A 20,414-nucleotide genomic window follows, 5' to 3' on the forward strand; every position below is an offset into this window, starting at 1 on the left:
AACGCTCATTGATTACTGAGTTTTGAGGATGCTGCGATGTCATTTTTTGCTCGTTTGCGTGATGCGGTAAAGCGCTTGCCCCGATTAACCGGCTGGGCGCTGTTCACGGCGGTGTTGCTTGCTGTTGTGGCCGTTCTAGCCCCCCATCAAATCTCCGTTGTGCTGTATAAGCTGAGCTTGGTCACGCTGGGCGTGGTGCTGGCCTACTGGCTGGATCGTGCCTTATTTCCACTGCAGCGCCCTCATGAATTGCCGAACGCTGAGCTGGCGGTCTTGGCTGGTATTCGGCGGGCGCTTGTGGTCGCCGCCTGCGTGCTGGGCTTAACGCTGGGGCTTTGATATGAGAGGCCTGCTGATCGTGCTGGTCTGGGCGTTTCATGCTGTCGCTTGGGCAGAGATTCCGGCTGAGGCGTGGCGCTATCAGCGCGACTTAACGCGTCAGGCACAGTTTGCCTTCGGCTTGACGGCTCCCGTGCCGGAGCTGGCTGCTCAGATCCATCAAGAAAGCCGTTGGCATGTGGAAGCTGTGTCGCCCGCTGGGGCGCAGGGTCTAGCGCAGTTTATGCCTGCCACGGCGCGCTGGATGCCAGAGATCGCGCCTGAGCTCAGTAGTCCCCGCCCGTTTGATCCGCGCTGGTCGATTCATGCCATGGTGCTGTATATGCAGTGGCTGACTGATCGCCTTGAAGGCGTTACGCCATGTCATCAGTGGGCGCTGGCATTGTCAGCGTATAACGGTGGCATCGGCTGGTTGCGCCGCGATCAGCGGGTGGCTGCGCAGCATCGTGTGCGTACCGATCGCTGGTTTGAGGGTGTTGAGCTGTATAACGCCGGACGTTCATCGCCAGCCTTTATTGAAAACCGCCGCTACCCCCGTTTGATCTTAGGGCGCTGGGCGATGCTATACGCCAATGCGGGCTGGGGGGCGCGGTTATGCAGCTCGGATTAAAGGCCACCGTGTTTGCGGTGCCTGTTGCGCTGTTGATGTTGGCCGCCGCCTATTACTACTTGGGTCAAGAGCGTGAGGCCGCGTGGGAGCGCGGCTACCAGGCCGCTCAGGCTGAGTCCGCCGCTCAGCTGGCAGCCATGCAGCATCGGCAATCTCAACAGCAGCTGCAGCTGCAAATGGCGGCAGCGGCTCGCAGCGCTTCTGCAGAGCGCCAGTATTTAGCGCAAACACGTCAACTCAATCATCAAATCGAACAACTGCAGGAGCAGCTGAATGATGCGCTTATCGATCAGCCTGATTGTCGCTTCGGTGCTCGCTGGGTGCAGCACTACAGCGCCGCCCTTGGTTTGCCCGTCGTCGACACCGCTGATCGTGCCGGAAGTCATGATGCAGACACCGCTGCCGCCGCCAGCGCTGCCACCTTGCTGCAGCACGCCCAGCGATATGGGCACTGGTGTCGCAGCGCCGTCCAGCAATTGACCGCATTGCAACGATTGATTCGCGCGCACCAGATTCGCGCACACCGGGAGGCGCCATGACGCTACAAGTGGAGTTCTGGCACTTGCTGTTGTTGCTGTTATCGCTGCTGGGGTCCGCATGTGTCGCTGCCGGAGCCTTTGGCCGTGTGCTCTTGGCGCAGCTACAGCGGCATCTGGATCAGCGTTTTGAAGGGTTTGATGGCCAATTGGCCGCGCTCGATCAGGGACGCAAAGATGAGGCCGCTCAGCTCAAGCAAGTTGAGCGCGATCTGATGGAGCTCAAGATCGATCTACCCAACAGCTATGTGCGCCGCGAAGACTACATACGCGGTCAAAGCATTATCGAAAACAAGCTGGATAGCTTGGCGTTAAAGCTAGAAAACGCCCAGCTACGCGAACAAATGGAGGGGCGTTATGAGCGTTAGTGAGTTTGATATGCAAAAGGCTCGGCGCGAGGGACTTCGTTGGTTGATCCTGCTGACACTGAACAATGCCCGGCCGCTCGGCGCTGCAGAGCACTTGGTACTGACAGTGGCGCAAAGCGAATATCCTGACGCCACTCAACTTGAGCTCAGGCGAGCGCTGGACTACTTGTCGGATCGCGGGCTTGTTGATATCGACAAAGCGCCGACTGGCCGCTGGCGAGCCGATTTGACGCGCTATGGCACCGATATCGCGGAATACACGATCGATTGCGAGCCGGGTATTGCTCGTCCGTCGAAGTACTGGTGATTCACGATGATCTCAAAACGCAGCAGCATTAGCCGCTTGCCTGATGAGGTGCGTCAGCATATTGAGCAGCGTATAGCCGAAGGCCAGATGACGCTGGATGAGCTGATTCATGATTTGCGTGAGCGTTTTCCCGAGCACGCCGATGATCTGCCCAGCCGGTCTGCGGTGCACCGCTACGGACAAAAGCTGGATCGTCGTTTAGCTGCGATCAGAGCCAGCACTGAAGCGGCCAAGATTATTCGTGAGCATGCGGGGGATCGAGAAGATGCGCGATCAGAAGCGCTGACCGCCATGATTCAGTCGGAGCTGTTTGAATCCATCATGGAGCTGCAAGAGGCCAGTGATGAGGAAATGCCTGCAGAGAAGCGTGTGGGCTTGCTGAGCAAGGCGGCCAAGAACATCGCCACCCTGACCCGATCCAGCGTCACGCTTAAAAAATACCAGGAAGAGGCAGCAGCCAAGGCTCGGGCCGAGCTGCTGGCAGAGCAAGAGGAGCGGCTGGAGGAGCTGCGTGGTGAAGACGGTATGAGCGAGCAGCTTGAAGACCGCATTCGCAATGTATTGCTGGGGAAAGCCTGATGCCCGATAACGCCATGAAAGCCCTGGACAAGCCGCGCAAGATCGATCTCGCCGACGAGATGGCGTTGCACGGGGTCGATGTGCCTGAAGATATCAGCGAAGCTGTCGCTGCCAATCAACCGGTATTGCTGCCCTATCAGCAACGTTGGTTTGAAGATGACAGTCAGATCATGATCGCGGAAAAATCCCGCCGCACAGGGCTGACCTGGGCTGAGGCGGGTCGCAACGTGATCAACGCGGCCAAGCCGAGACACCGGGGTGGCTGCAATACGTTTTACGTGGGCAGCAAGCAAGAGATGGCGTTGGAATACATCGCGGCCTGCTCGCTGTTTGCCAAGGCCTTTAATGAAATGGCTCAGGCCGATGTCTATGAGCAAGCTTTTTGGGATGAGGGCAAAAAGGAGGAGATCCTCACCTACATGATTCGCTTCCCCAAGTCGGGCCGGAAGATCCAGGCGCTCTCATCCCGGCCCAGTAACTTGCGCGGCTTGCAGGGCGATGTTGTGATTGATGAAGCCGCCTTTCACGAATCCCTGGAAGAACTGCTGAAAGCTGCGCTGGCGTTGACGATGTGGGGCAACAAGGTCCGGCTAATCTCAACTCACAATGGCGTGGATAACCCCTTTAACCACTACATCCAGGATGCTCGCGAAGGCCGCAAAGATTACAGTGTTCACCGCATCACACTGGATGACGCCCTGGCCGACGGTCTCTATCAACGTATCTGCTACGTCACCGGTCAAACCTGGTCACCTGAAGCTGAACAGAAATGGCGGGATGATCTCTACAAGAATGCCCCCAACTCCGAAAGCGCCGATGAAGAATATGGCTGCGTTCCCAAAAAATCCGGCGGTTCATATCTTAGCCGGGTGTTGATTGAGGCGGCCATGGTCGCCGATCGCTCCATCCCCATACTGCGCTATGAAGCACCGCAAGGTTTTGAAGAGTGGACGCCTCACCAGCGCGAGGCCGATGTGGCCCACTGGTGCCTACGGGAGTTGCTACCCCTGCTGGAAGCCCTGAGTCCTGAGCATCGGCATGTCTTCGGGGAAGACTTTGCCCGCCGGGGCGACTTAACCATTTTTGCCCCGCTGACCATTGATGCTCAGCTCCGCAAGCGCACGCCCTTTGTGGTCGAGCTGAAGAACCTGACCTACCAGCAGCAGGAGCAGGTGATGTTCTTCATTCTGGATCGCCTGCCACGCCTGCAAGCCTGCGCCTTTGATGCTACCGCCAACGGCGGTTACTTAGCGGAACAGGCACGCCTAAAGCTGGGCACCGAAATGGTTGATGAGGTCCACTTGAACCGCCCCTGGTATCAAGAATGGATGCCCAAACTGAAAGGCGAATTTGAGGCCTTTAACCTGGAGATCCCGCGCCACCAATCCACTCTGGATGACCTGCTGCAAATTCAACTGGTCGATGGCATCCCTCTGATCAACAAAGGCCGCACCCAGGATCTCAATTCATCCAACAGCAAAGCCAAGCGCCACGGTGATTTTGCCGTGGCGCTGGCCATGGCTGTGCGGGCTAGCTGGATGGAAGGCAGCAGCATCGAATATACAGCCTTGCCGGATGACCGCAGTGATCGCTGGAATGGCCTGGATGAAGACCGCGACGTGCCCGACTTTGAAACCGGCTGCTTTTGATTTTGAGGTAATCCATGAAGAACAAACTGGTTGATTTTTTTGGGCGTCATTTATCGCTAAAAAGCCTCAATGAACCCCAGACAGATAGCCCTCGTTTGGGCCATTTGAAGAAGCATTTTGCTGATCATCCCACCCGTGGCCTGACCCCGACCAAGCTGGCCAGCGTATTACTGGAGGCTGAGCAAGGCAATTTGATCGCCCAGTGCGAGCTGGCCGAAGACATCGAAGAAAAAGATGCCCATGTTTTCAGCGAATTGCAAAAGCGTAAAAGTGCCCTGATCGGCACGGATTGGTTTATCCAGCCGCCTCGGGATGCCAGTGCCGCCGAAGTTGCCGATGCTCGCTTGGTGGAAGAAATTCTGACGGACCTGCTGGATCTGGATAGCGTCATTCTGGATATGGCCGATGCCATCTTGAAAGGCTTTTCCAATCAAGAAATTGAGTGGCAGTTTCAGTATGGCCTGCATGCTCCGCGTGAAATCCACTACCGCGACCCCAGCTGGTTTCAGACCCACCCGGAAGAGCGCAACCAGCTTCGATTGCGGGATCAAAGCTATGAAGGCGAAGCGCTGCAGCCCTTCACTTGGATCAGCCATATTCACAAGGCCAAATCCGGTTATCTGGGGCGTGCTGGCCTGGTGCGAGTGCTCGCATGGCCGTTTCTATTCAAAAACCTGAGCCTGCGTGACCTGGCTGAGTTCCTGGAGGTTTACGGCCTGCCGATTAAGCTGGGCCGCTACCCCAGCGGGGCCAGCAGTCATGAAAAATCCACCCTCTTAAAAGCCGTGCTCAGCATTGGTCGTCAGGCTGGGGGTATCATCCCCAAAGGCATGGATATTGAGTTCAAAGAAGCCGCAAAAGGCGCCAGTGACCCCTTTGAAGTGATGATGAGCTGGTGTGAGCGCACCCAGAGCAAAGCGATTCTGGGGGGGACTTTGACCAGTCAAGCGGATGGCAAAAGCTCCACTAACGCCCTGGGCAACGTTCATAACGAAGTGCGTCAAGAGCTGCGCGATGCCGACCTTAAGCAGCTGGCCCAGACATTGACGCGTGATCTGGTGTTTCCGCTCTACGCCCTGAACTGCAAAAGCTTCAGCGGTAACCTCCGTTTGCCACGCCTGGTGTTTGATACCACTGAAGCGGCCGATCTAGAGCGCCTCAGCAGCGGCTTGGCGCCTTTGGTCGATCGTGGCGCACAAATTCCTGTCGCTTGGCTGCATGACGAGTTGCGCATCCCTCAGCCGCAAAAAGACGAGGCGGTGTTGCAGCCGCTGCGTAGGAGTGAGCCTGAGCCCGCACAGCTAAAAAGCCAGCCAGGCTGGGCATTGCTCAAACAGCAGACGCCGCAATCCGGCCAGCCCGGCTACTACAGTGATGCCGCCCACCAGCAGCTGGGCGAGCACACCCATCCCCTAGTAGATGCCTGGGTGGCGGATCTGGATCAACTGCTGGCCAGAGCCGAAGCGGAAGGCTGGAGTCTGGAAGAAGTGCAGGAGCGACTGTTGGAAGAATACAGTCACCTGCCTGAAGACGAGCTGGTGGAAAAAATGGGTGAAGCCTTTGCCGCTGCCCAGCTTGCTGGGCGGTCCAGTGCAGATGATGAGGCTCAACCATGATACGCGGGCAGTTTCATAAGCCTTTCAACGAACAGGTCCGCTTCTTTCGTCAGAAGCTCAATCTACCGACAAACCGCTATGATGACTTGGTTCGCAGCGAGCATGACCATGCCTTTGTTGTCGCTAGTGCCATGAAAGCCGGTCTGTTGGCCGACCTGCGCGGCGCCGTGGACAAGGCCATCAGCGAGGGCAAAAGCCTGGGCGCTTTTCGTAAAGAGTTTCGGGAGATCGTCGCCCGTCGGGGTTGGACCGGCTGGAAGGGTGAAGACAGTCAAAAGGGCACTGCCTGGCGTACCCGGATGATCTATAAGACCAATATGGACACCAGCTATATGGCTGGCCGTTGGCAGCAGATGACCGACCCGGATGTCATGCGTTTGCGCCCTTACTGGCGTTACGTGCACAACACCGTCGAAAACCCTCGCCAGCAGCACCGCGCTTGGCATGGACTGGTACTGCCTGCCGGTGACCCCTGGTTTAAAGCACACTATCCGCCAAACGGTTATGGGTGTAACTGTGGCATAGAAACCTTGAGCGAACGGGATCTAGAGCGCCTGGGTAAAGCTGGCCCGGACACCGCCCCTCAGCAAGAAACCTGGGAGCATGTGCACCCGGAAACAGGCGAAGTCACGCAAGTGCCCAAGGGGCTACAATACGGCTGGGATTATGCCCCCGGTGCCAGCGCTGCAGAGAAGGCCATAGCTGCCAGACAAAACCGGCTTGAGGGCTTTGATAACGCCTTGGCCCGCAAGAATGTGGAAAGCTTGGTCGCAGCCTCTGTGTTTCAGCGCTTTTGGAATGGCGAGTTGGCGGGTGAGTTTCCTGTGGCCGTACTCAAGCCGGAAGATCAGAAGGTGCTGAACGCTGAATCCCAGGTGGTGCTCTTGTCGCAAGACAGCCTGGCCGCGCATTTGAGCAAGCACCCTGAAATAGATTTACAAGATTATCGACGAATACAGCAACTACTGGATAACGGGGAAGTCTATCGCCAGTCAGGCAGTGATGAGCGGCTGGTTTATCTGACGTTATCCGGAGTGCTGTATCGTGCTGCCCTTAAGCGTACCGGCGATGGTCGCAAAAACTACTTTTTAACGCTGTTTAAAACCAGTGATGAAAAGGCAGAAAGGGAAGTTAGGCAGAAAATGGAGCGGGTGCGGTGAAGCGGGCTCAGCGCCGGTTCGCCATCCCCGAATGCCTCATCAGTCAGGCTTGTCAGCCTGAGCTGGACACACCAGGCGAATATTGGTCTTCTGAGCCCGTATCTTCAGTATAGGTAGCCCTATGATTGAGATCAACGTCACCGATGATGCCGTGCTTCAGGCGTTGCAAGAAGCTCAACAGCGCAGCGACAACCTGGAGCCCGCTTACAAGAGCATCGGCGAAATGCTGGTCGTCTCAACTCAGCAGCGTTTTCGTGACAAGAAAGATCCCGAAGGCCACCCCTGGGCTGAACTGTCAGACGTCACCATCTTTCGCAAAGGCCACGCCCGGCAGCTTGAAGGGGAAAGCCGTCAACTGGCCCGGCAGATTGTCTATGAAGTTGATCGCAAGGGCGTTGAGGTAGGTAGCCCATTGGAGTATGCCGCTATGATGCACTTCGGCGGTAAGAAAGCTGAGTTTTCCCACCTGTGGGGCGATATTCCGGCGCGCACATTTGTCGGTGTCAGCGCCGATGATCGAGATAGAATCATCGAAATCCTACAAGATTTGCTGGCCGGTTGAAGGCCAGGTTAAAAATAAGCCGTTCTAAGCGCCGATAAGGCCAAACCGCAACGCTTGCACGGATTTTAAGCCCGATGCCGCCGTAAAGGCTTTATAAAGCCGATCGCCCCCATTTTATTGATGTCAGTCTGCTCGCTGCTACAGTCCTGCTTTTTGCAAGTTTTAACCCTCGTTAAATGACCCTCTGCCGCTCAGCGCCCATGCTGACGGCATGAAAACTTTAACTCTGCGCACTCAAAGCCCATTTGCAGAAGCGTTCACCGGCGCTCCCCTGGCCATACTGACGCGCCAGCAAGATGCCGACCCGGTCGCCGTGCTTAGTTTTGAGCTGTCCACCGCGCAAGACGGCTGGTATCACCTGCTGCCTGCGGGCCGATTCAGTGCCAAAGATGGTCGTCCGAATGACGTGCCTGGCGGCCAGTGGTTTTTGGATGCGACCACTGCGGCTGAGCTGATTGCTCGCAATGCCAGTCTGGCCAACGATCGCCCAGTCGACTACGAACACCAAACCCGTAATAGCGAAAAGAACGGCCAACCGGCCCCCGCTGCAGGCTGGTTCAATTCGAGCGAACTGCAATGGCGTGATGGCTCTGGCCTCTGGATCAAACCGCGCTGGACTAAACGCGCCCAAGCCTTCATTGACGACAAAGAATACCGGTATCTGTCTGCTGTTTTCCCTTATGAGTCGGCCACCGGTAAGCCGCTTTGGCTCCATTCTGTCGCGCTGACCAATGACCCCGGCCTGGATGGTTTACATCCATTGGCCAGCCTGAAAGCGGGTGATCTGCCCGCCCCTGCAACCCGCCACCCGGAGAAACTCATGGACCCTACTTTGCAGGCGATGCTGAAAGCCCTGGGCTTTAACGTCGCAGATGATGCCAAGCCTGAAGACATGCCTAAGCGTGACGATGTCATGGCGGCATTGAAGACGGTGCAAGACAAAGCGGCTACCGCTGACACCCTGGCGACCCAGGTGGCCACATTGAAAGCCTCTGATCCCTCAGCCAAGCCTGATCCCGCCCAATATGTGCCGATTGCGGCGCTGACCGAGTTGCAAAGCCAGTTGGCCGTACTCAAGGCAGGCGCCGATGCCAGTGAGCTTGAATCCTTAATTACTGATGCTCGGAAAGACGGTCGACTGCTGCCGTCAATGGAGGGCTGGGCCAAGGATCTAGGTGAAAAAGATATGGCAGCACTCAAAGCATATTTAGCTAAAGCGGCACCCCTTGCGGCGCTGAAGAGCACCCAGACACAAGATAAAGCGCCCCCGGCGAAAACTGGAGAAGACGGCCTGACCCCGGAAGAGCTGGAAGCGGCAAAGCTGACGGGTAAAACCCCGAAAGAGTACGCCGCGTTAAAAGCTGCTCTGGATTAAAAGCGGCTCTGGATTAAAAGCCATTCTGGGCGCCTATAAGGTTGCCCGCCCCTTGATTAGCGAGAAGGAAAGATCATGGCCATCGTTACCCCTGCACTGGTTACAGCGCTGTTCACCAACTGGAAGGGCGAATTCCAGGCTGCACTCAAGGCTGCTCAGTCCCAGCATGAAAAAATCGCCACGCCCATCAACTCGACAACCAAGTCCAACACTTATGGCTGGCTCGGTAAGTTTCCCCGGTTTCGCGAATGGATCGGTGATCGGGTCATCAATGATATGCAGGCCCACGGCTACACCATCACCAATAAAAAGTACGAGTCAACCGTTGGGGTGCCTCGTGATGATATTGAAGATGACGAAGTCGGCATCTACTCCCCGATGATGCAAGAGATGGGCACTATGGCCGCCCTGCAGCCCGATGAGCTGGCCTTTGGCTTGCTGGGTATCGGTCACACCGTGACCTGCTATGACGGCCAGAATTTCTTTGATACCGAGCACCCGGTTTATCCCAAGGCCGATGGTACCGGTGAGCCTGAGCTGATCAGTAATCTCGATGTGCCTGCCACTGACCCAGGCCCTGCCTGGTTCCTGCTGGATACCACCCGCGCGATTAAGCCGATCATTCTGCAAAACCGTCGCAAGCCCAACTTCATTTCGATGACCAAGCTGGATGACGAGCATGTTTTCACCACGGACACGTTCCGGTTCGGTGTCGATTGCCGCCGCAATGTGGGGTTCAGCTTTTGGCAGCTGGCCCACATGAGTCGTCAGCCGTTGAATGCGGACAACCTTTGGGCGGGCATCACCGCGATGCGTGAGCGTAAAGCCGATGGCGGGCAGAAACTCGGAGTTAAGCCCAGCATTTTGGTGGTGCCTCCGGCGCTGGAGAAGCAGGCGACTCGCATGCTGGAGCGCGAACTGGATAGCAACTCATCAAACGAGCTTAAGGGTCGTCTTGAGCTGCTGGTTGCTGATTACCTGTAAGTCGTCAGTCAGGAATCGAATAGATTGAGTCGAGGTAAGTCCATGGCCGCAAGAAAAAGTGCATCAACTCATCAGCCTCAGGATGACCAGGCACCGGAAGATCAGGTGCTCGGCGATCAGCCCGCCGAGGCTAAAGCGCAAGACGATCAAAAGACGACAGCTCCGCCCGAAATTCGTGGCCTTTGGATTGAAGCTGTCAGTGAGCAGGGGCGTTACCGCGCGGGCATTCATTGGTCTCGTGAGGGTCAGGGGATTGCCTTAGATGGCTTGCCCGAGTCGCAGATTCAGGCGTTGCAGTCGGACCCCATGCTGAAAGTGAAAGAAGTGACTTTCTCGGATGAAGCGACTTTCTCAGATGAAGACAACGGCGTGGTCACGTTCGATCAGCACCTGGTTGAGCGCAGCGAGTCATCGTCATGACTTACTGCACCCGTAATGACCTGGTGGCACGGTTTGGTGAAAGCGAGATACAGCAGCTTGAGGCCGGTCGTCCTGACATTGTTGCCGAAGTGTTGGCCGATGTCGCCAGCCTGATCGACAGCTATCTTGCAGCCCGTTATCCACTGCCGCTGCCCAGCGTGCCCCCGGTGTTATTGCGGGTCAGTCGTGACCTGGTGCGTTATGCCGTTGATGGCTACCCGGATGAGGCGGTGATTCGCCGTAGAGATGATGCCATCAAGTACCTGGAGGCTTTGAGCAAAGGGAAAGCCACGCTAGGCCTGGCTGTAGAAGAGGAGCCTGAAAGCAACGACACGGCAGAGATGGTCAGTCAGCCGCTGCTCTTCAGTCGCGAAAACTCCAAGGGGTTTATCTGATGCTGGGGGCTATTGATGTTGAGTGTCATTGAGGCCCGCCTACAGCCGCTGGTGCCTGAGCACTTGAATCGCGTTGAGACTGCTTTGGAACTAGCCGCTGTCATGGATCGGCCACCCCAGGTAGGGGTTGCGGCCTGGGTGGTGCCACTGGCAGAGCGACCTGAAGGCACCAAACGGCTGGTGGGTCCGGCGCTGCAAAAAGTGGATCTGCTGTTTGGCGTCGTGATTGCGGTGCGCAGTGTAAACGATCCTCGTGGCACTCAAGGCAATGATCAGCTTGATGCCGCCCGGCAGGCTGTGCGCGAGCAGCTTTTTGGCTGGCAGCCTAGCGACAGTTTATTGCCGATTTTGATGGCCCCGAGTGATCTGATCAAGATGGAGAAATCGACCATCTGGTGGATTGATCGTTACACCACGGCCATTCAGCGCCGTGCTTACCGTTAAACGCTGACCGTTAAACGCTGACCGTTAAAGAGGTATCGACGATGCAAAACAACTCAAAACGCCGCCTGGTGTTGCTGGGCCTAGAAAATCCAGACGGGTCGATTGATGGCGAAATGCAGGCGCTGGAAGTGCAAAGCGCATTTGCCATGAAGCCCGCGGGCGACACGAAAGACCGCGATGTCGTTCGCCCCACTATGTCCAAATCAGGGAGCCGGGTGGGGGCTAAAAATTGGGATATTACATTACCGCTTGAGCTGAAGGGTGGTGGCTTGGGTGAATCTGGCGCAATCAACCCGCCGCCATTGCATTCCGCATTATTGGCCTGCGGCATGGTGCGCGAGCCTGGTCTCATGCTGTCGGTGTCAGGGGTCTCGACCCCGTTTAAATTTGGTGATGAGTTAACCAATAGCACCACCAGCGATGTTGTCGGCGTTGTGATGCGCTATGTGCCGAGCAGCGATGGCGAGGGGTTACTGTGGTTGCGTGATGTTAAGAATCTCCCCGCCGATGCGGATGAGTTGATTGCCGATGCCAGCACCGCTATCGCGGGGACATATCAGCACGCATGGGTTTATCGCTGCGAGAGTGATCGAGCACTGCATCGCACAGCAACAGTGCACGCCCATCTTGATGGCCAGCGCCGTATTGCAACGCGAACCTGTGGCACATGGTCATTTGAATGGACCGCTGGCGAATACTGCACGGTTCAGTTTTCACTGAAAGGCATCTATGAATCCCCGGCTAATGTGGCGATTCCGTCCGCTGAATTTGATGACATCGAGCCCCCTATTGGTGAAAGCGCGGGGCTGGTGATGGCGGATTACCCTGCCGAGATCGGCACCATTGAGAAGCTGTCATTCGACCTTGCCGCCGATGTTCAAGCCGTGCCGGATATCAATAGCCCAAACGGCCGAAAAACCTATCGCATCGCTGATCGAAAGCCTACCGGCAGTATTGACCCTGAAACCGTCACACTGGATGCCTTTAATCCGTTTGCGCTCTGGGAAGGCGGTGAAAAAGCCGCTATTTCAGCAACCCTTGGTAATGAAATGGGCTTTCAAACCTCGCTGTTGATCAACTACGCCAAGGTGACTGAGATCAGTGATAACAGCCGCGCCGGTTCCGATGTTTATGGCTTGTCCTTTGAGGCGACAGGCTCAAAGGATGATGAGTTTTATCTGATTTTCCACTGAGGTTTCACCCCGAAAACTCGCAGCTTCAAAGCTTCATAATTTCACAACTCCACAACTTAACAGCGCAGGGGATGATCATGTTTGTTTTAAATACGCACCGCACTTATAAGCAGCCCGTCGCAGTGACCACATACGACGAAAATGGTCGGGAGCAAACCGGCAAGTTTACCGCGACATTTAAAGTGCTGCCGCACGACCAGGCGCGGGAGTCCGGTGATGCGCGATTGCTCGACCTGGTGCTTGTGGATGTCGAGGACATCCAAGTTGCTGATGAATCGGGCCAGCCGCTCACCGGCGATGCCTTGCTGGATGCCCTGAAAAATGACCCAGCGGCCTCTTCTGCACTCATCGCCTCTTATAACGACTCGATTGTAAAAAAGAACCGCAGCAAAACCTTTTAGACATTGGGGCTTGGTGGGTGCGCGGCGGCCCTGCCCGTTGGGATGACGCTGACCTGGAAGGGCTGGTGAATGCAGAGAGCGCCCACAAGATTCGAGCTGCTCGCCGCCAAGCGCCCGATGTTTTGTGGGTTTTGCCTGAATGCTGGGAGGCTTGCGCGTTGTGGCGTCGTGTCGGTCACCAATTGAGGTATGCCCCCACCGGGCGTGTCATCGGTCTGGATTATACCCAGCTCGTTGCCGTCACTGAGTTGCAGGCGATTCCCGAAGCGCAGCGAGCCGCCTTGTTTGATCAGATCCAATTGATTGAGCGTGGGGCTCTGGCAGAAATTAATCGAAAGTGAGCGGATGATGGCGCAAGACCTGAAGCTAAAAGTGGTGCTCACCGGTGACGGTCGTCAGCTTAGCGGCACCTTGCGTACCGCTGAAGGTGAAGTGCGCAGCTTTGGCACGGCAACGGATCGCGCCGGGGCGAAAGCCAAGCATTCCTTGTCAGGGGTCGGCGACAAGGCTCAGACGGTTTCTGCGCACCTTGGGAAGCTGCGCTCTGTGGCTGTGGGGGCTGGTGCCGCAATTGCGGCGCTGCCTGTCTCTGTAGCGACGTACGTCTCGGTCGTTGCTGACAGTGTGCGTGAAACCGATAACCTGTCCCGTGCGCTCAATGTGTCTGCAGGCGAGCTTCAGGCGTGGCAGTTTGCCGCTGAGAAGGTTGGCATTCAAGGCGACAAAATCGGCGACATCTTTAAAGATATTCAAGACAAAATTGGCGATTTTGTACGCACAGGCGGCGGAGAAGCTGCTGATATGTTTGAACAGCTCGGGCTGAGCGCTGAGCGTTTAATCAAATTATCGCCAGACCAGCAATTGATCGCGATTGGCAATGCGGTCAGCCAGCTCAGCTCTCAGTCTGAAAAAATCTTTTTTATGGAAGCGATTGCGGACGATGCTGCGCGCCTACTTCCTCTTCTTGATGATAACGCCGTAGAACTGGCTCGCCTTCGTGATGAAGCGTTTGCAACCGGTCGCGCTCTGAGCGATATCGACAACCAGGCGCTCATCAATCTGAGCCGATCGCTCTCCGATGCGGGTTCTGAACTCTCGGGGCTAGGCCGCCAGTTTGCGGCCTCTTTTGCCCCTGTGCTGAGCGCCGCGATTAGCGGCTTTGGAGACCTGACGAACGGCGCAGTGCTAACTCGTCAAAACATTGATGCGTTGGTTGATGGGGCGGTCGTAGGGTTTGGCTATTATATGGATCACGTTCAGCGTGTGGTCACCGTCGTTTCAGAGCTGGGTATTGCATTTACGCGTGTTGCTTCAGCAGGCACCGGAGCGATGGCCGCCAATGCAGAGTCAGTCGTTCAGCTGATAGACGGTCCGCTCGAAGCCCTAACAGGGGTGCTTTCATCCATTATTGATGCCTACGGGGCCATCTACAGCTCGGCGGCATCTGTCGCTGATTTCGCGGGGATGGACGAAACGGCTGCAATGTTTAAGCGCGGCGCCGATGCGATCTATCACTTCAGTGGGTCGGTGCGCGACTTTAATGTCAACGCTGATGATCTGCGGGCACTCAATGACAAAGTGAATGCAGGTCTTCAGGCTCAGATTGACGCATTGGATGCGCTGAAAAGCCAAGGTGATTGGTCAGCTAGCATTCGGGCGGCGATCAAAAAAGAACGCGAGGAAATCGAAGCGGCGCTTAAAGCTCGGCAAGCCGATAATGAAGCGCGTGAGCATACGGTCGAGTCGAATGAGGCTCTAACAGAATCACAGCAAAAAGCGGCTGATGCCGAAGAGAAAAAGGCGCGCGCGATAAAAGACACACTGGACCCGATGCGCAAGTACCGGCGAGAAATTGAAGTGGTTCAACGGCTGGTAGAACGGAATCTTTTGACTAGCACCCAGGCCAGCCAGCACCTCGCAAACTTCAAGAAAAACCTTGAAAACAGCATCAAAAATGGCGTTCAGGACGGCACTAGTGCGGCTGAAATCACCTACACCCGATTCATCGAACGGCTTGATGATGCGGGTTCAGACTTCTTCCGAGGTCTTCTTGATGACGGCCTGGACTCATTTGGAGACTTCACTGACTCAGTCGAAAACTTGTTCAAAGATCTGTTTGCAGAACTGGCGTATCAGTGGGCGAAATCTGCCATTTTTTCAGACAAAACTGTAAACTTAAACGTTAACTCGTCTGGCGGAGGCGTGACGGCAGGCGGCGGTGTAGGCGGCCTGGATGTTGGCTCAATCGTAAAAATGGGCAAGGGCGCATACGATTATTTTTTTGGCGGGTCTGCTGCGGCGACGTCATATACAAACAGTGCGCTGGGACAGGGAATTAACAGCTATCTGGCCTCTGGCGGGCAATCAGTAACCGGCGGGGTTTTGGCGACTGGTTCGTCTGCTCCAGGGTATGGCGTACTGATGAGCGCTGGGAACGGGCCAGTTGCCGGGCAAGCGGGGTATGGTGTCTTAGCGAGTAGTGGAAATGGGCCCGTCGCAGGCGCCGGAGGGACTGGCGGAGCGACGGGAGGGGCAGGAGCCACGGCCGCTGGGATGTTGGGCACGGCTGTTTCGGGGTATGCGGGCGGCTATGTCGGCGGACAACTCGGCCAGGGCATCACGGGCAAACATGCGAACTCGAACGTGGGCGCCACTGTCGGAACTGCTGCAGGTGCGTATATAGGTAGCATCGTTCCAGTCATCGGGACATATCTGGGAGCGTTTCTGGGTGGTGCCATTGGTAGTTTTGCTGATGTCCTTGGCGGCTCTGGACGAGAGGCCGGAGTTCGATTTCATCAGCTGCCAGACGACCCGGCAGAGACAGGTTATCGCATGGGGTATGACACTGACCCTGAAACCGGGTACGCGTGGTACAGCTCTGGGGGGTGGGACGACAACAATCTCGGACGTGGGAGAACATCGGCGTTTGGCACGTATGGCTATCTATCAAAAGAGATTTTTGAGCCAGAGGATATGGCCAATTTTCTTGATGGACTCAAGCTACTTGATGACTCTGTCTCTCAGTTTCTAGATGAGTCAGAGATCGCGAACATTAAAGATGATCTCACGGGCTACTATTATCGCGGAGATGACCTTCCGGACATTATTGATGATCGACTCACGATCATGTTTAAAAACATCGATACAGCGTTTGATCATGAGCTGAAAAATCTGGCGCTATCAAGCGGCAAAACTATCACTGATAGCATGCAGAATGCCTATGATTTAATCAGCAAGGAAAAGCTGGCATCAGGTAATTTCAATATTGATGAGGGGCTTTTTGCGACAGCATTGATCGATGCATTGCAAATTGAGTCGCTCGGCGAACGCATGGGTGATGCGGTCGCGGATGATATGTTCTCTAGATTTTCTGAGACATTAAAAAAATCGAAAAACGAAGAGCAGCTCGACGCATCAGCTAACGCTATCACTGCAGTAGTCAATACGATTCTGTCTCTAAACGAGTCAGTTAAAACGCTCAACTTTACTTTCGACGACACCTCTGAAAATGCCTATGAGGCTGCTGAAGCGATTAATATCGCCATGGGTGGCCTAGAGAATCTGCAGGCGGCCCAAACAGCGTATTATCAAAACTATTTCTCAGATCAAGAACGTCAGGAAAATACGTTCACATCGTTGAAAGATACCCTCATTGAATACTTTGATGCCCTTGATATGGCAATGCCTCAGTCAAGTGCAGCGTTCCGTAATCTCGTTGAGTCGCTTGATGTGACAACCGATAGCGGCTCTGACGCCTACGTAGCATTGATGCAAGTGCAGGGTCAGGCAGCGCAGTATTACAAGCTGCTAGAGCAGCGCCAAGCGCAAGTCACTGAGACTGAAAGGGTGTTGTCTGCGACAGATCCATTAACACTCTATCTTCAGCAAGTTGCTGACTGGGCCTCCGATGAGCTTGAACGCGTTCGGGCGGATTACCAGGAGCGTATCAAGCTGGCTGAGCAGCAAATGCGGATCGGTCGAGAGCTGCGCCAGTATGTGGAGCAGCTCAAGATCAGCGAGCTGTCCCCGTATGATCCCGGCGAAAAACTGCAGCTTGCCAGTGAAAGCTTTGCAAAGCTGCTGGTGAGGGCTGAAAACGGTGATTTGGATGCGGCTGGCCAGCTGCAAAACAGTGCTCAGTCGTATTTGCAGAATGCCGACAGTTATTACGGCCGAAGCAATGCGTACGTGGCCATCTTTAACGATGTGACGCGATCGTTAGATCAGCTGGGCATTGAGCTGCTTGATGGCTTGTCCGGTGACACTGTGGAAAAACTGAATCAGCAGATGCTGAGTGAGCAAAGGCGCATCAGGGAGTATGCCGCTCGCGAAGCGGCATGGGCTGCTGAACAAGTTGATGGGCTTGAGACGATTGCGGATTTACTCGAAGTACTCCCCGAAAGTCTGTCGGGCGCGTTAGAGCGCTTAATTAACGGCGGATCTAGCAGTGGCGCCAAGGGGTCGACAGGCGGCTCTCCGAGCCGTCCTGGCACGGGATCAGAAGTGCCAAGCCGCCCGGAAACAGATGCCGCATGGGCTGATCAACAGGTTCGTGCTATCGCTGCGGGGATGGTGGATGAGCAAGAGCTGCAGCGGGTTATTGGTAATTATCAGCAAGCGTTAACAGGTGGGGCGACGCGTAACGAGGCCTACAAGAACATGGTGGATGCGTTGATTGAGGCTCGCGGCGTTGAGTCTCCATGGCAGTCCGTCTATGAGTATTGGTCTGCACGTGACTTTGCCTTGCCCGCCCTGGGTGGGGTTGATGCGTCAGCAACTGAAAATCGACCCAGTAGCCAGATTGAGGCGTTTATTCACACTTTGGCGGCTGGAAAAGTGCCACAGCAGTCGCTAGACCGTGTCAGCGAGTTTTTTGTCGGGCTGGTGCAGGAAGGCGCTTCGTTTGATGCCGCCGCAGAGTTGGCGTTGCAGAAAATTGAGGAAACCACTGAAGCGGGCTGGGTTGAAGCGAGAGCGCATTGGTTGAAAAGCGGTGGGTATCCGTCAATCCACGGCAGTCATGAGGACGGTTTGGTCTCTGTACCTTTCGATGGCTATCGGGCGGAACTACACAAGAACGAGCGAGTGCTGACGTCGGCAGAAGCAGCAGATTATAACCGATTCGATCTGGAGCCTGTCATTAATGAGTTTAGGGCGCTGAGAGCGGAGAACGCCAAGCTTAGGAGCGATGTCGTCGCGCTTGGGAAAATAGTGGCGGCAGCTTCAGAGACTGCCGAACGTCAGCGGGATGCGCAAATCAGAGGCTCGCGAACTGCCATGAGGACGCCCGCATGATGAGTGACGCGCAATTTGACGCCTGGCTATCACGGCCCAACGCGAAGCGTGTTGTGCTTGCAGAATTGTCTCACAGCCAGGGCGTTGAGTATGTGGCGAATCGGCCGTACATCAGTCACGCCGACGATGAAGCACCCCATCGCGTCTATGACGATGTGCTGCAGGGGGCGATTGAGATCAATCAGCGCATCGACTCAAAGTTGGAATTGGGCGCATTAGAACTTGTTGATGACGGGTCTATTGCTCACTGGGTTGATTACCGGTGGCGGGGTTATGACGTTTTAATCAAGTTGGGGGCGCCCGAATGGCGGCTGGATGATTTTCGAGTTGTTGCACGGCAAATCAACGACGGCGTGATCAATGCTCGCCAGGGCAAAATCCAACTAGGGCTTTACGATGTCACGGCATCGCTGGCTCACGAAATACAGCGCCCCGAGTTGCCTAGCGGCCAGCTTGTGCCGTTGATTTTGGGGCAAGTAGTGTGTGCCCCAGCAACCCGTGTGAGCACTGCAGAGCTTCGGTATCGCGTGTCGTGGCTGCCTGTGACGCATATGGTAGTGCGGGATGGTAATGGGCCTGAGCTGTCTCATGCTGAGCAGTATGATGAAGGTTCGTTTGTTGCCGATGCATACAGCCCGCGATCACTCATGTGCGATGTTATTGAGCCTCACGATACGCCTGGCAAGATCGTTCACTGGGTGGCAGCACATTATGGGCTTTCCGTGGCGCCTCATGACCTCCCCGATTATATATGTGGTCTTCGTTACGATGGCCCGGTGACCGGGGCGCAAATTTTAGATGATGTCTGTCAGGCCATTGGCGGGCATTGGCAAATCGATATCATGGGGCGGCTGCGGGTGACTGTGTTTGAGCTGCCTGATGCGGCTAATGCGACACAGTTTGATGATGATGATGTTGAGCAAGGTCAGATTGCGTTAGTCGAGACACAAGAGCCGCTGCGATCACTGACACTTCAGTATGCTCGCAATTACAACCCTATCACCGAAATCGCAGGCAGTGTTGATGCGGTCACCGCGTCACGTTTGCGCGATGAGTTTCGCTCTCTCGCGGATTCGCGAACGCTTCCAGAATATCCGTTAGCGCCTGACGACACCATTGAAACGGCATTGCAAATTGAGCAAGACGTAGCGTCTGAGCTGGGTCGTCGTATGGCCTTGCGTGCTCAGCGCCATGATGTCTGGGAATTGAAATTAGTGACGGCCGGTTTGTCCGACATCTTAGGTCAATCCATCAGTGTTCAATGCCGAGGCATCAACGGCCAATGTGGGCGTGTGATCAGCATGAGATCGTCGCTGCTGAGAGAGCGCACGACATTAGAGGTCTGGATATGAGCAATATGCGCATCGTATCCAGGAACGTGCATGACGAAGCTGAGTTGACGGTGACCAGTGAATTGCTACCGGTTATTAACACTCAGCGATCGCGACGGTCGCGCATATGGCGCAGCAAGGATGCTGGCACGCAAGTGATTGAGGGAGTGCTGACTCAAGCTGAAAACATTGATTGCGTGGCGCTGGCGCGGCACAACCTGGGCTCTGGCGGCGCTGTTCAAATCGAGATGTTTTATGGCGATGACAGGGTGTATGACTCTGGCGCGATCGCCCTGGCGCTGCTGATTCCTGCAGGAGTTTGGCGTGCGGGCATTGATCCTTGGGGTGGCTCGTTTAATGAACAGCTGCCTAGTGACAGCGATTTGGTGGTGCACTGGACGCGCCGCGTTGTTGTGGCTGACAGGTATCGGCTGACGCTGACAAGGATGGGTAACGCTGAGCTCCCTTCTATGGAAGTAGGCAGGATACTGGTCGGCTTGAGCTATGAAGTCGATGTGAATTTTGACTGGGGGGTCCGCGTCGAGTGGCAGGAGTCTAGCGAACACTTGAAGACTGAGGGTGGCTCGCTCGTGACAGTTGGCCAAGGGGATTTGCGTCGTCGGTTTGCGCTCGATCTGAGCTTCATAGATATGCGTGACAGACAAATGCTGTTGTCGAATTTAGTCAGCGTCGGTATGCATGCCGACGTGCTGGTTGCGCTGTATCCCGATGCTGAAGGCTTGCTCAATCTTGAGCATACGATGATATGCCGTCGGCAGGGCACTTGGGGGCATACATACGACTACTACCACAATTGGTCGTCAAGCCTGGAATTTCTGGAGGTGTAGCC

Annotated in this window: 21 protein-coding genes; all 21 read left to right on the top strand. The window is 55.5% G+C overall.

The genetic code is table 11. The features are described from left to right. Window positions 1-36 precede the first annotated feature (36 nt). The 21 genes from BFW38_RS06375 (at window position 37) to BFW38_RS06475 (ending at window position 20,412) form a co-directional block, all read left to right on the top strand. Window positions 37-339, top strand: coding sequence for a putative holin (locus tag BFW38_RS06375; protein ID WP_068997639.1), 303 nt, complete (start codon window positions 37-39; stop codon window positions 337-339). Window position 340: 1 nt separating this feature from the next. Next, complete coding sequence (locus tag BFW38_RS06380; protein ID WP_068997640.1) at window positions 341-949, top strand: transglycosylase SLT domain-containing protein; 609 nt, start codon at window positions 341-343, stop codon at window positions 947-949. Further along, complete coding sequence (locus tag BFW38_RS06385; protein ID WP_068997641.1) at window positions 934-1,488, top strand: hypothetical protein; 555 nt, start codon at window positions 934-936, stop codon at window positions 1,486-1,488. The genes BFW38_RS06380 and BFW38_RS06385 overlap by 16 nt, the downstream gene beginning before the upstream one ends. Continuing rightward, a complete protein-coding gene (locus BFW38_RS06390) occupies window positions 1,485-1,853 on the top strand; it encodes a hypothetical protein (protein ID WP_068997642.1) in 369 nt (122 codons plus the stop codon). Before BFW38_RS06385 ends, BFW38_RS06390 begins: the two co-directional genes overlap by 4 nt. Then, entirely contained in the window at window positions 1,843-2,160 is a 318-nt protein-coding gene (locus tag BFW38_RS06395) for a cytoplasmic protein (protein ID WP_218186373.1), read from the top strand. Before BFW38_RS06390 ends, BFW38_RS06395 begins: the two co-directional genes overlap by 11 nt. Window positions 2,161-2,166: 6 nt before the next feature. After that, the gene (locus tag BFW38_RS06400) at window positions 2,167-2,739 is read left to right on the top strand and encodes a phage protein Gp27 family protein (protein WP_218186374.1); all 573 of its coding nucleotides are present in this window, start codon (window positions 2,167-2,169) and stop codon (window positions 2,737-2,739) included. Beyond that, entirely contained in the window at window positions 2,739-4,388 is a 1,650-nt protein-coding gene (locus tag BFW38_RS06405) for a hypothetical protein (protein ID WP_068997643.1), read from the top strand. Before BFW38_RS06400 ends, BFW38_RS06405 begins: the two co-directional genes overlap by 1 nt. Before the next feature lie 14 nt (window positions 4,389-4,402). Beyond that, entirely contained in the window at window positions 4,403-6,004 is a 1,602-nt protein-coding gene (locus tag BFW38_RS06410) for a DUF935 domain-containing protein (protein ID WP_068997644.1), read from the top strand. Beyond that, on the top strand, window positions 6,001-7,164 hold the full coding sequence (locus BFW38_RS06415) for a phage head morphogenesis protein (protein WP_068997645.1): 1,164 nt from the start codon (window positions 6,001-6,003) through the stop codon (window positions 7,162-7,164). Before BFW38_RS06410 ends, BFW38_RS06415 begins: the two co-directional genes overlap by 4 nt. A 121-nt stretch (window positions 7,165-7,285) precedes the next feature. Continuing rightward, window positions 7,286-7,726, top strand: coding sequence for a phage virion morphogenesis protein (locus BFW38_RS06420; protein ID WP_068997646.1), 441 nt, complete (start codon window positions 7,286-7,288; stop codon window positions 7,724-7,726). A 211-nt stretch (window positions 7,727-7,937) separates the two neighbouring features. Continuing rightward, window positions 7,938-9,101, top strand: a complete 1,164-nt coding sequence (locus BFW38_RS06425; RefSeq protein ID WP_084004496.1) for a phage protease — start codon at window positions 7,938-7,940, stop codon at window positions 9,099-9,101. 75 nt (window positions 9,102-9,176) lie between these two features. Beyond that, on the top strand, window positions 9,177-10,085 hold the full coding sequence (locus tag BFW38_RS06430) for a Mu-like prophage major head subunit gpT family protein (protein ID WP_068997647.1): 909 nt from the start codon (window positions 9,177-9,179) through the stop codon (window positions 10,083-10,085). Between the two features lie 42 nt (window positions 10,086-10,127). Continuing rightward, window positions 10,128-10,505 (top strand): hypothetical protein, encoded by a 378-nt coding sequence (locus BFW38_RS06435; protein WP_068997648.1) that lies wholly within the window; start codon window positions 10,128-10,130, stop codon window positions 10,503-10,505. Next, a complete protein-coding gene (locus tag BFW38_RS06440; RefSeq protein ID WP_068997649.1) occupies window positions 10,502-10,900 on the top strand; it encodes a gp436 family protein in 399 nt (132 codons plus the stop codon). The genes BFW38_RS06435 and BFW38_RS06440 overlap by 4 nt, the downstream gene beginning before the upstream one ends. A gap of 15 nt (window positions 10,901-10,915) precedes the next feature. Next, the gene (locus BFW38_RS06445) at window positions 10,916-11,344 is read left to right on the top strand and encodes a phage tail terminator protein (RefSeq protein WP_068997650.1); all 429 of its coding nucleotides are present in this window, start codon (window positions 10,916-10,918) and stop codon (window positions 11,342-11,344) included. Window positions 11,345-11,385: 41 nt separating this feature from the next. Beyond that, entirely contained in the window at window positions 11,386-12,537 is a 1,152-nt protein-coding gene (locus BFW38_RS06450) for a phage tail tube protein (RefSeq protein ID WP_068997651.1), read from the top strand. A gap of 77 nt (window positions 12,538-12,614) precedes the next feature. After that, window positions 12,615-12,938: a hypothetical protein gene (locus BFW38_RS06455; RefSeq protein ID WP_068997652.1), complete on the top strand. Its 324-nt coding sequence runs from the start codon at window positions 12,615-12,617 to the stop codon at window positions 12,936-12,938. A 17-nt stretch (window positions 12,939-12,955) separates the two neighbouring features. Beyond that, the gene (locus tag BFW38_RS06460; RefSeq protein ID WP_068997653.1) at window positions 12,956-13,279 is read left to right on the top strand and encodes a DUF1799 domain-containing protein; all 324 of its coding nucleotides are present in this window, start codon (window positions 12,956-12,958) and stop codon (window positions 13,277-13,279) included. A 4-nt stretch (window positions 13,280-13,283) separates the two neighbouring features. Continuing rightward, window positions 13,284-18,233, top strand: a complete 4,950-nt coding sequence (locus BFW38_RS06465; RefSeq protein WP_139116571.1) for a hypothetical protein — start codon at window positions 13,284-13,286, stop codon at window positions 18,231-18,233. Further along, complete coding sequence (locus tag BFW38_RS06470; protein WP_068997655.1) at window positions 18,230-19,585, top strand: hypothetical protein; 1,356 nt, start codon at window positions 18,230-18,232, stop codon at window positions 19,583-19,585. The genes BFW38_RS06465 and BFW38_RS06470 overlap by 4 nt, the downstream gene beginning before the upstream one ends. Further along, window positions 19,582-20,412 carry a hypothetical protein gene (locus tag BFW38_RS06475; RefSeq protein WP_139116572.1) on the top strand — a complete coding sequence of 277 codons (831 nt, stop codon included), beginning with the start codon at window positions 19,582-19,584 and terminating at the stop codon, window positions 20,410-20,412. The genes BFW38_RS06470 and BFW38_RS06475 overlap by 4 nt, the downstream gene beginning before the upstream one ends. Window positions 20,413-20,414 lie beyond the last annotated feature (2 nt).

The sequence above is a fragment of the Terasakiispira papahanaumokuakeensis genome (genome assembly GCF_001709345.1).
Taxonomy (GTDB): Bacteria; Pseudomonadota; Gammaproteobacteria; order Pseudomonadales; family Halomonadaceae; genus Terasakiispira; species Terasakiispira papahanaumokuakeensis.